At 76.3% G+C, this 12,575-nt stretch carries 2 protein-coding genes; both read right to left on the reverse strand.

The annotated features are described in order from the left end of the window. Nucleotides 1-15 precede the first annotated feature (15 nt). Nucleotides 16-10,863 carry a type I polyketide synthase gene (locus ACSNN9_RS17850; protein ID WP_436674470.1) on the reverse strand — a complete coding sequence of 3,616 codons (10,848 nt, stop codon included), beginning with the start codon at nucleotides 10,861-10,863 and terminating at the stop codon, nucleotides 16-18. A gap of 22 nt (nucleotides 10,864-10,885) precedes the next feature. Next, on the reverse strand, nucleotides 10,886-12,575 hold a 1,690-nt coding region (locus ACSNN9_RS17855; RefSeq protein ID WP_436674472.1), incomplete at its 5' end, for a type I polyketide synthase.

Here is a 12,575-nt window from a genome sequence, read left to right on the forward strand (position 1 = left end):
CTCAGCGCGAGCGGATCAGGCGGCGCCGAGTTCGTCGTCGATGAACCGCAACAGCTCGTCGGCCGAGGCGGTCTTCAGCACCAGGCCCACGTCCGGTCCGTCAGGTTCGGCGTCCACGTCGGACCTGCCACGCCAATTCGACATCACCGCGTGCAACCGCTCGGTAATCCGTGCCTTGACCGTCTCCTCCAGGCCCGCCGCGCCGGCCTGGGCGAACGAGCGTTCCAGCCGGTCCAGCTCGGCCAGCAGCGCCGCGGCCGGGTCCGCCTCGGCCGGGGCCAGCCCGGCCAGCAGGTGGTCGGTGAGCGCCGCGGCGGTCGGATGGTCGAAGACCATCGTGGCGGAGAGCTTCAGGCCGGTGGCCGCCTTCAGCCGGTTGCGGAACTCGACGGCGGTCAGCGAGTCGAAACCGAGCTCCGTGAACGGCCGGTCGGGGTCCACCGCGCCCGCGCCGGCGTGGCCGAGCACGGCGGCGGCCTGCGCCTTGACGAACTCCAGCGCGGTGTGCCGCCGCTGCGGGCCGCTCTGGCTCGCCAGCTGGTCCCGCAGGGCGCCGGGCGACTGCGCCGCCTGCTCCACCGCCCGGCGGGACGGACCCCGCACCAGGCCACGCAGCAGCGCGGGCAGCATGCCCACCCGGCCCAGCTCGCGCAGCGCCGCCGGGTCCACCGGCATCGGCACCAGCAGCGGCTCGTCGACCAGCTCCGCCGCGTCGTAGAGCGCCATGCCCTGCTGCACCGACAGCTCCAGCAGCCCGACGCGGGCCATCCGGGCGCGGTCGTTGGCGTCGAGGTGCGCGGTCATCCCGCTCGCCTCGCTCCACAGCCCCCAGGCCAGCGATCGGGCGGGCAGCCCGGCCGCGCGGCGCCGCGCCACGAGCGCGTCCAGGAACGTGTTCGCCGCCGCGTAGTTGCCCTGCCCGGGGCCGCCCATCGTGCCGGCCGCCGCGGAGAACACGACGAACTCGGCCAGCTCGCCGCCCAGGGTCAGCTCGTGCAGGTTGACCGCCGCGTCGACCTTGGGCCGCAGCACCGCGTCGACCTGCTCAGGCGTCAGAGCGGAGACCAGCCCGTCGTCGAGGACGCCCGCCGTGTGCACCACGGCGGTCAGCGGGTGCGCGGCGGGCACCCGGGCCAGGGTCTCGGCCAGCGCCGCGCGGTCCGCCGCGTCGCACGCCGCGACGGTGACCTCCGCGCCGTACGAGGTCAGCTCGGCCACCAGCTCGGCGGCCCCGGGGGCGTCCGGGCCACGGCGGCTGGTCAGCAGGAGGTGCCGCACCCCGCGTCGGGTCACCAGGTGCCGCGCGAGCAGGCCACCGAGGGTGCCGGTGCCGCCCGTGACGAGCACCGTGCCGTCGGGGTCCCGCCGGGGCGGCGCGGTGAGCACGAGCTTGCCGACGTGCCGGGCCTTGGACATGAACCGGAACGCCTCCGGGGCGCGCCGGATGTCGTACGGCCGCACCGGCAGCGGCGTGATCTCGCCCGTCTCGAACAGGGCGACCACCTCGCGCAGGATCGCGCCGACCCGGTCCGGATCGATGGCGAGCAGGTCGAAGGCCTGGTAGGAGACGCCGGGATGGTCGGCGGCGACCTGGTGCGGGTCCCGCACGTCGGTCTTGCCCATCTCGACGAACCGGCCGCCCGCGCCCAGCAGGCGCAGCGAGGCGTCGACGAACTCCTTGGCCAGCGAGTCGATCACCACGTCGATGCCGGCCGCGCCGAACCGCTGTTCGAACTCCAGCGTGCGGGAGTTGCCGATGTGCGTCTCCGGCAGCCCCATCGCGCGCAGCGCGTCCCACTTGCCGGTGCTGGCGGTGCCGTACACCTCCGCGCCGAGGTGCCGGGCGAGCCGGACCGCCGCCATGCCGACGCCACCGGCGGCGGCGTGCACCAGCACCCGCTCCCCCGGCTTCACCTGGGCGAGGTCGACCAGCGCGAAGTAGGCGGTGCAGAACGCGATCGGCGTGGACGCCGCGGTGGCGAACGACCAGTCCGACGGCACCGGCACGACCATCCGCGCGTCGGTGACCACCTCGGTGCCGAAGGCGCCGTGGAAGAGGCCCATGACCCGGTCGCCGACGGCGACGCCGGTCACGTCCGGCGCGGTCTCGACGACCACGCCCGACCCCTCGCCGCCCATCACCCCACCGCCGGGGTACATGTCGAGGGCGATCAGCACGTCCCGGAAGTTCAGGCCGGCGGCCCGCATCGCGATGCGCACCTGGCCCGGCCCCAGCGGGCGCGGTTCCTCCGCCTCGGGCAGCAGCGCGAGGTTGTCCAGCGTGCCGCGCTCGGTGACGTCCAGCCGCCAGCGGTCGCCCGGCGGCGCCGCCAGCGCGGGGCTGCTGGCCGCGCGGGCCAGCCGCGGGGCCAGCAGGACGCCGTCGCGGACGGCGAGCTGCGGCTCGTCGGTCGCGACCGCCGCCGCGAGCACCCGGTGCGGCTGGCGGTCGTCGACGTCGAGCAGGACGAAGCGGTCCGGGTTCTCGCTCTGGGCCGAGCGGAGCAGGCCCCACAGCGGCGAGCTGGCCAGGTCGGGGGCCGACTCGTGCACGCTCACCGCGTCGCGGGTGACGACGACCAGCCGGGCGTCGGCGAACCGCTCGTCGGCGAGCCACTCGCGCAGCACCGCGAGGGTGTCGTGGACGACCCGGTGGGCCGCCTCGGCGGGGTCGTCGGCGTCGCCGGCCGCACAGGGCAGCGCGACCAGGGCGGGCGGCGGCGCGCCGTCCGCCACGCGGGCCCGCAGCGTCGCCAGGTCCGGGTAGGCGTCGGTGACGAGGCCGGCGTCCTGCGGCAGGGTGCAACCGCCGAGGGCCGCCCAGCGGGCGTCCGGCGGGGCCGTGGGCGCGGCGAGCGGGGTCCACTCCAGGCGGAACAGGGCGTCGTGGTGCGTGCTCGGCTGGGCGGGGGCGGTGGCCTCCCGCAGCACCAGCGACTCGACCTCGGCGACCACGGTGTTGCTCTGGTCGGCGACGGTCACCGCGACCGTGTTCCGGCCGCGCGGACGCAGCCGGACGCGCAGCTCCGTCGCGCCGACGGCGTGCACGGACACGCCGCTCCACTCGAACGGCAGCAGCGCCTCCGTGCCGCTGGTGACCAGCGCGAGCGGGTGCAGCGCGGCGTCGAGCAGCGCCGGGTGCAGGCCGTACCCGGCCGCCGTCCGGGCGGCGTCCGCCGGCAGGGCGACCTCGGCGAAGACCTCCTCGCCCTGCCGCCACACCCGGCGTACGCCCTGGAACGTCGGGCCGTACGTGAGACCGGCCGCGGCCAGGGTGGCGTACAGCTCGTCGGCCGGCACGGGCTCGGCCGCCGGCGGCCACACGGTGTCGAAACCGCCCGCCGACTCCCCCGGGGCGAGCAGGCCGACGCCGTTGCGCACCCACGGCGCCGCGTCGGTGGCGACCCCGTCCGGCCGGGAGTGGACGGTCAGCTGCCGCTGCCCGTTCTCGTCGGGCGCGCCCACGCGCAGCTGCACCTGGACCCCGCCCTTCTCGGGCAGCACCAGGGGTGCGGTCAGGGTCAGCTCCTCGACCCGGCCGCAGCCGACCTCGTCGCCCGCGCGGACCGCGAGGTCCACGAGCGCGGTGCCGGGCACGAAGACCTGGCCACCGACCCGGTGGTCGGCCAGCCACGGGTGGGCGGCCACCGAGATGCGGCCGGTGAACAGCAGGCCGTCGGTGTCGGCCAGCGCGACCGCCGCGCCGAGCAGCGGGTGCTCGGTGGCGGCGAGGCCCAGCCCGGCCGCGTCGGCGGTGGCCGGCGCGACGGCCGGCCAGAACCGCTCGTGCTGGAACGGGTAGCCGGGCAGCCGGACCCGCCGCGCGCCCTCGTACCCCCACGTCGGGTGGACGCCGTGGACGTGCGCCTCGCCCAGGGAGAGCAGGAAACGCGCCAGGCCCCCCTCGTCGCGGCGCAGCGAGCCGACCACGGTGGCGGTGGCCTCCGCGTCGTCGATGACGTCCTGCACGCCGATGGTCAGCACGGGGTGCGGGCTGACCTCGACGATCGTGGTGACGCCCGCGTCGAGCAGGGCCCGAATGGCCGGCTCGTACCAGACGGTCTGGCGCAGGTTGCGGTACCAGTACTCGGCGTCCATCGCGACGTCGTCCAGCCAGCGGTCGTCCACCGTCGAGTAGAGCGGCACGTCGGGCCGGCGGGGCTCCAGCCCGGCCAGGACGTCGCGCAGCTCCTCGTGCAGCTCCTCCACGTACGCCGAGTGCGACGCGTAGTCCACGTCGATGCGCTTGGCGCGCACGCCGTCGCGCTGGCACTCGGCCAGCAGCTCGTCGAGGGCGTCCAGCTCGCCGGCCGCCACCGTCGAGCGCGGCCCGTTGACGGTCGCGACGGTCACCCGGCCGCCGAAGCGCTCCAGCCGTTCCCGCACCTCGGCAACCGGCAGCGGCACGGAGACCATGCCGCCCTTGCCGGACAGGCGCAGCAGCGCCCGGCTGCGCAGGGCGACCACCCTGGCCGCGTCCGCCACGGAGAGCGCGCCCGCCACGCAGGCGGCGGCGATCTCGCCCTGGGAGTGCCCCACCACGGCGGCAGGCTCGACCCCGTGGGACCGCCACAGCGCCGCGAGCGACACCATGACGGCGAACAGGACGGGCTGGACGACGTCCACCCGGTCCAGCTCCTCCCCCTGCCGCAGGACGGCCTCCAGGGACCAGTCGACGTGCGGCGCCAGCGCGGCCTCGCACTCGGCCATCCGCGCGGCGAACACCGGGGAGGCGTCGAGCAGCTCCACGGCCATGCCGATCCACTGCGAGCCCTGCCCGGGGAAGGAGAACGCCACCTTCCCCGGCGCGCCGGCGGCGACCCCGGTGGCCAGGTTCGGCGCGGGCTCCCCCGCCGCGAGCGCGGCGAGGCCGGCGCGCAGCTCGTCGGCCCGGCCCACCACGACCGCGCGGCGCGGGTGGGTGGTCCGCAGGGAGAGCGAGTACGCCAGGTCGCGGGGCGGCACGTCGGCCAGGAACGGTTGGAGTTCGGCGGCCTGCTGGCGCAGCGCGCCGTCCGACCGGGCGGAGAGCACGAGCGCGACGGGCTCGTCGCCGTACGACCGGGCGGTCTCGGGCGCCTCCGGGGCCTCCTCGATGACGAGGTGGGCGTTGGTGCCGCTGAACCCGAACGAGGAGACGCCGCCGCGACGGGGGTGGCCGTCGCGCCGCCACGGCTGCGGCTCGGCCAGCAGCCGCACCCCGCCCGACCAGTCGACGTGCGCCGTCGGCTCGTCGACGTGCAGGGTCCGGGGCAGTTCGCCGTGCCGCAGCGCGAGCACCATCTTGATCACCCCGGCGACGCCGGCGGCGGCCTGGGTGTGGCCGATGTTCGACTTCACCGAGCCGAGCCAGAGCGGCCGGTCCCCGGCGCGGTCGCGGCCGTACGTGGCGAAGAGCGCGTCGACCTCGATGGGGTCGCCCAGCGTCGTGCCGGTGCCGTGCGCCTCGACCACGTCGACGTCGGCGGTGGACAGCCCGGCGTCGGCGAGCGCCTGCCGGATGACCCGCTGCTGCGCCGGCCCGTTGGGCGCGGTCAGCCCGTTGGACGCGCCGTCCTGGTTGACGGCGGTCCCGCGTACCACGGCGAGCACCTCGTGGCCGGCGGCGAGCGCGTCGGAGAGCCGCTCCAGCACGACCACGCCGATGCCCTCGCCCCAGTTGGTGCCGTCCGCGCCGGCCGCGAACGCCTTGCAGCGCCCGTCCGGGGCGAGCCCGCGCATCCGGCTGAACTCCAGGAACGCGCCCGGCGTCGACATGGCGGTCACGCCGCCCGCGACCGCCATCGCGCACTCGCCCGAGCGCAGCGCCCGCACCGCCAGGTGCATCGCGACCAGCGACGACGAGCAGGCGGTGTCCACCGTCACGGCCGGGCCCTCCAGCCCCAGCACGTACGACAGGCGACCGGACATGATGCTCGCGGCGTTGCCGGTGGCCATGAAGCCCTCCGCGCTGGCGCCCGCCGCGCCGGTGATCCGGGCGTAGTCGATGTTGTTGGCGCCGACGTACACCCCGGTCGCGCTGCCGCGCAGCGTGGTCGGGTCGATGCCGGCGTCCTCGAAGGCCGCCCAGGACGCCTCCAGCACGAGCCGCTGCTGCGGGTCCATCGCCTCGGCCTCGCGCGGGCTGATGCCGAAGAAGGCCGCGTCGAAGCCCGGCAGGTCGGCGAGGAAGCCGCCCTCGCGCACGTAGCTGGTCCCGGAGTGCTCCGGGTCGGGGTGGAACAGGCTGTCGAGGTCCCAGCCGCGGTCGGTGGGAAACGGGCCGATGCCGTCGCGTCCCTCGCGCAGCATCGCCCACAGCTCCTCGGGCGAGCCGACGCCACCGGGGAACCGGCAGCTCATACCGACGATGGCGATCGGCTCGTCGGCGGCGACGGCGCCGACGACCACCTCGGTGCGCCCGGTCTCCAGCAGGTGCTCGGCCAGCGCGACCGGCGTCGGGTAGTCGAAGGCGACGGCCGCGGAGAGCCGTACGCCGGTGGCCTCGACCATCCGGTTGCGGAACTCCACGGCGGTGACCGAGTCGAAGCCCAGCTCCTTGAACGCGGAGGTCGACTCGACCGCCTCCGGGCCCGCGTAGCCGAGCGTGAGGGCGACCTGGGTGCGGACCAGCCCGACGACGTGGTCGAGGCGCTCCGCCTCCGGCAGGTCGGCGAGGCGGCGGGCGAAGTCCGACGAGGTGGACGTGTCGGTCGGCGCCTCGTCGGCGACCGCCTCGGGAATGGCGTCGAACAGCCGGCTCGGCCGCAGCGCGGTGAACGACGGCACGAAGGTGGCCCAGTCCACGTCGGCGAGCAGCACGTCCGTGTCGCCGGCCGCCAGGGCGGTACGCATGGCCGCGACGGCCCGCTCCGGCGCCATCGGCGCCAGGCCCCGCCTGCGCAGCGAGGCCGAGATCTCGTCGTCCACCAGCGTGCTCTCGGCCCACGGGCCCCAGGCGAGGGCGGTGGCCGGCTGTCCCCGGCCGCGCCGCGCCTCGGCGAGGGCACACAGGTGCGCGTTGCCGGCGGCGTAGGCGGCCTGGCCGCCGCTGCCCCAGACGCCGGCCACGGAGGAGAAGAGCACGAACTCGTTGAGGTCCCGCTCCGCGAAGATCGCGTCGAGGTTGGCGGCGCCGGCGACCTTCGCGGAGACGACATTGGTGAACTCGGCGAGGTCCATGTCCACGATGCCGGTGAGCTGGGCCAGGCCCGCCACGTGCACCACGGCGCGCACGTCGGGGTAGCGGTCGGCCACCGCCTCCAGGGCCGCCCGGTCGGCCACGTCGCAGGCCACGACGTCGACCTCCGGGCCCAGCCCGCGCAGCTCGTCGAGGGCCTCGGCGGGGGCGGTGCCGCGCCGGCTCAGCAGCACGAGCCGCTCGGCGCCGTGCCGCGCGTACAGGCGGGCGGCCTCGATGCCGAGGGTGCCGGTGCCGCCGGTGACCAGGACGGTGCCGGACGCGCCGCGCCAGCGCGGGGCGCCGCTCACCGGCGCGCGGTGCAGCCGGCGGACGAACACCCCGTCCGGGCGCACCGCGACCTGGTCCTCCCCGATGCCGGCGAGCACGCCGGCCAGCGCGGCGGCGCAGCGCTCGTCGAGGCGGGCGGGCAGGTCGACCAGGCCGCCCCAGGTGTCGGGCAGTTCCAGCGCGGCGACCCGGCCGAGGCCCCACACCTGCGACTGCGCCACGCCGGTCACCGGGTCGGCCGGGGAGGTGGCGACGGCCCCACGGGTGAGGCACCACAGCGCGACGCCCCGCCCGGCGAGCGTACGGATCAGGTCGAGGGTGGCCGCGGCGCCCGCCGGGACGCCGGGGTGCCCGGGTAGGAACGCCTCGTCGAGCCCGAGGAGGGAGACCACGCCGGCGAGTTCCCCGTCGAGGTGGTCCGCGACGGCGGCCGGGTCGGTGGTGACGACGGTGGCGCCGTGCGCGGCGAGCGCGTCGGCGACCGCGCCACCCGTGTCGCCCGTCACGGCCGGCTCGGGTACCACCAGCAGCCAGGTGCCGGTCAGCGCCGCCGGCGTGCCGCCGGGACGGCGTTCCCACCGTGCCTGGTAACGCCAGCCGTCCAGCGCGGACCGCTCCTGCCGACCCCGGCGCCACGCGGAGAGCGCGGGCAGCACCGACGCCAGGGGGGCCTGCGGGTCCACGTCGAGCGTGGTGACCACCGTGTCGAGGTCGCCGCTGTCCACCGCCGCCCAGAGGCCGTCGTCGTCGCCGGCCTCGCCCGTGGCGGCCGGCCCGACGCTGTCCTGCCAGAAGCGCTCGTGCTGGAAGGCGTACGTCGGCAGGTCGACCCAGGAGCGCCCGGACCGGTGGTAGAACGCCTCCGGGTCCACCGTGACGCCCCGGGTCTCCAGCCGCGCCAGCGCCTCCACCAGGGCGCGCGGCTCGTCCCGGTCCCGGCGCAGCACCGGCGTGGCCAGCACGTCGCCGTCCAGGCAGTCCGCCGCCATGGTGGCGAGCACCGAGTCCGGGCCCAGTTCGAGCAACGTCGTGGCGCCGGTCGCGGCGGCGGCGCGTACCGCGTCCGCGAAGCGCACGGTCGCGCGGACCTGCCCGACCCAGTACTCCGGCGTCGCCAGCTCGTCGCCGGCCGGCGCGCCGGTGACCGTGGAGACCAGCGGGATGGTCGGCGGCGCGTAGGAGACCGTCTCGGCCACCGCCCGGAACTGCGCGAGCATCGGGTCCATCAGCGGCGAGTGGAAGGCGTGCGACACGGTCAGCCGCCGGGTCCGGCGGTCGGCGAACCGCTCGGCCACCGCCGCCACCGCCTCCTCGGTGCCGGAGACGACCACCGAGTCCGGGCCGTTGACGGCGGCGATGTCGACGTCCGCGCCGAGCAGCGGCGCGACCTCGTCCTCGGTGGCCTGGACGGCCAGCATCGCCCCGCCCGCCGGCAGCGCCTGCATCAGCCGGCCCCGGGCCGCGACCAGGCGGGCCGCGTCGGCGAGCGGGAACACCCCCGCGACGTGCGCGGCTGCCAGCTCGCCGATCGAGTGCCCGGCCAGGACCGACGGGGTGACGCCCCAGGACCGGACGAGCCGGTAGAGGGCCACCTCGACGGCGAACAGGGCGGGCTGGGTCCAGCCGGTCCGGTGCAGGTCCTCGGTGTCGAGGACCTCGCGCAGCGGCCGGTCCAGGTGCGGGTCCAGGGCGGCGCACACCTCGTCGAACGCCGCCGCGAACTCCGGGTACGCCGCGTACAGCCCGCTGCCCATGCCGAGGCGCTGCGCGCCCTGCCCGGAGAAGAGCATCGCGACCCGGCCGTCCGCCACCCGGCCGCGGACCAGGTTGGCGGCCTGCTCGTCGCGCGCCAGGGCGGCCAGGCCGGCACCGAGTTCCTCGGCGGAGGCGCCGACGACCGCGGCCCGGTGCGCGAAGCGGGACCGGGTGGTGGCCAGGGCGTAACCCAGCTCGGCCGGCTCCACCTGCGACACCACGGCGGAGAGCCGCCGCGCCTGGTCCCGCAGCGCGTTGGCGTCGCGGGCGGTGAGCAGCAGCGACGTCACCGGCGCCGAGGCGGGCTCGGGCGCGTCGGCGTCCGGCGCCTGCTCCACGATCACGTGGGCGTTCGTGCCGCTGAACCCGAACGACGAGACACCGGCCCGGCGCGGCTGACCGGTCCGCGGCCACGGCGTGGCGGCGGTCAGCAGCCGCACGTTGCCGGCCGTCCAGTCCACCTGGTCCGACGGCTGCTCGGCGTGCAGCGTCGCGGGCAGGACGCCGCGCCGGATCGCCTCGACCATCTTGATGACCCCGGCGACCCCGGCCGCGGCCTGGGTGTGGCCGATGTTCGACTTCACCGAGCCGAGCCAGAGCGGGTCCTCCCGGTCCTGGCCGTACGTCGCGAGCAGCGCCTGGGCCTCGATCGGGTCACCCAGGGTGGTGCCGGTGCCATGTCCCTCGACCACGTCGACCTGGCGCGTCGACAGGCCCGCGTCGACCAGCGCGGCCTCGATGACCCGCTGCTGCGACGGCCCGTTCGGCGCGGTCAGCCCGTTCGACGCGCCGTCCTGGTTGACCGCGGAGCCCCGGACGACCGCCAGCACGCGGTGGCCGTGCGCGAGCGCGTCCGACAGCCGCTCCACCAGCAGCACGCCGACACCCTCGGCGAACCCGGTGCCGTCGGCGTCCGCCGAGTACGAGCGGCACCGCCCGTCCGGCGACAGGCCACGCTGGCGGGAGAACTCGACGAACGTCAGTGGCGTCGCCATGACCGAGACGCCGCCGACGAGCGCGAGGGTGCAGTCGCCCCGGCGCAGGGCCTGGATCGCCAGGTGCAGCGCCACGAGCGACGACGAGCAGGCGGTGTCGACGGTGACCGCCGGCCCCTCCAGTCCCAGCGTGTAGGCGACCCGGCCGGAGACCACGCTGCCGGAGCTGTTGCTGCCGGCGTAGTCGTGGTACATGAGGCCGGTGAACACGCCGGTCGGGCTGCCGGCGAGCGAGGCGGGGTCGATGCCGGCGCGCTCCAGGGTCTCCCACGCGACCTCCAGCAGCAGCCGCTGCTGGGGGTCCAGCCCGACCGCCTCGCGGGGGCTGATGCCGAAGAACGTCGGGTCGAAGTCCGCCGCGTCGTACAGGAAGCCGCCGCGCGAGGTGTAGGAGGTGCCCTCCCGTAGCGACTGCGGGTCGTAGAGCGACTCCAGGTCCCAGCCGCGGTCGGTCGGGAACGCGCCGGTGGCGTCGGTCCCGGACTCCACGAGCCGCCACAGGTCCTCGGGACTCGCCACGCCGCCCGGGTAGCGGCAGGCCATGCCGACGATCGCGACCGGCTCGTGCGCGGACGCCTCCACCTCGTGCAGGCGCTGCCGGGTCTTCTGCAGGTCGACCGTGACCCGCTTCAGGTAGTCCCGGAGCTTGTCCTCGTTGGCCACTAGGGTCGCCCTCCTCGCACTGTCATGAGATCCCGAGTTCGCTGTCGATGAGAGCGAAGACCTCGTCGTCGGTCGCGGATTCGATGTCGTTGCCGGTGGAGGCCGGCTCGCCGCCCAGCTTCGAGAGCACGTCGCGCAGCCGCAGCGACAGCCGGGTGCGGGACTGCTCGTCGACGTCGCGCAGGACCGCCTCGAGGCGGTCGAGTTCGGCGAACGCGGCCAGCACCGCGTTGTCCCCGCCCGACTCGCCGGAGAGTTCGGCCTGGAGGAACGCGGTGAGGGCGTTCGACGTCGGGTGGTCGAACACCAGCGTCGCGGGCAGCCGCAGCCCGGTCGCGGCGCTCACCCGGTTGCGCAACTCCACCGCGGTGAGCGAGTCGAAGCCGAGCTCGGAGAACGGCCGGTCGGCGGCGACCGCGGCCGGGTCCGGGTAGGCCAGCACCCCCGCGACCTGGGTACGCACCAGGTCGAGCAGGATGGCCCCGGCCTCCTCGGCGTCGCGGCCCGCGAGCCGCTGCCGCAGCGCGTCGGCCGCTCCCGCGTCGGTGTCGGCCGCCCGCCTGGCGGGCACCCGGACCAGGCCGCGCAGCACCGGCGGCACCATGCCCGCGACGGCGCGTTCCCGCAGGGCCCGGTGGTCGAGCTTGATCGGCGCCACCATGCCCTGGGCGTGCAGCGCCGCGTCGAACAGGGCCAGCGCCTCCTCGACGGGGAGCGCGTCGATGCCGGAGCGCGACATGCGCCGCAGGTCGGCCTCGGTCAGCTGCTCCGCCATGCCCGCCTGCTCCCAGCGGCCCCAGGCCAGCGACACGGCCGGCAGGCCGTTCGCCCGTCGGTGCTGGGCGAGCGCGTCCAGGTAGGCGTTGCCGGCGGCGTAGTTGCCCTGGCCGGGGCCGCCGAGCACCCCGGAGGCCGACGAGAACAGCACGAACGCGGTCAGGTCGCGGGTCAGCTCGTGCAGGTTCGTCGCGGCGTCGACCTTGGGCCGCAGCACCCGGTCGACCCGTTCCGGGGTGAGCGAGGAGATGACGGCGTCGTCGACGACGCCCGCCGTGTGCACCACCCCCCGCACCGGGTGCGCCGCGAGCAGCGCGGCGAGCGCGTCCGGGTCGGCGACGTCGCAGGCGGCGAGGGTGACCCCGGCGCCCAGGGCGACGAGTTCGTCGCGCAGGTCGGCCGCGCCCTCGGCGGCGGGTCCGCTGCGGCTGACCAGCACCAGTTCGCGGACCCCGTGCCGGGTGACCAGGTGCCGGGCGACGAGCCGACCGAGCGCGCCGGTGGCGCCGGTGACCAGGACGGTCCCCTCGAAGACAGGCACGGCGGAGTCGGTGACGCCGGCCCGCGCCAGGCGTGGCACGAGGACGTCGGCGCCGCGGACGGCGAGCTGCGGCTCGTCGGAGCCGAACGCGGCCGACAACCCGGTGCCGGTCTCCGCGTCGACGTCGACCAGGACGAACCGGTCGCCGTGTTCCGACTGGGCGGAGCGGACCAGGCCCCAGGCCGCGGCCCCGGCGAGGTCGGTGACGTCGGCGTCGGGGTGGGTCGCCACCGCGCCGCTGGTCAGAACGGCGAGGCGGGAGGCGGCGAACCGCTCGTCGGCGAGCCACTGCTGCGCCAGGGCGAGGACCTGGCCGGTGGCCGCGCGCGAACAGGTCGTCGTACGCCGCGGACACGTCGACCGGGTCGGCGCCGGCGGCCAGGACCGCAGGTCG

Source organism: Micromonospora sp. URMC 107 (genome assembly GCF_051386315.1).
In the GTDB taxonomy this organism is placed as follows: Bacteria; Actinomycetota; Actinomycetes; order Mycobacteriales; family Micromonosporaceae; genus Micromonospora.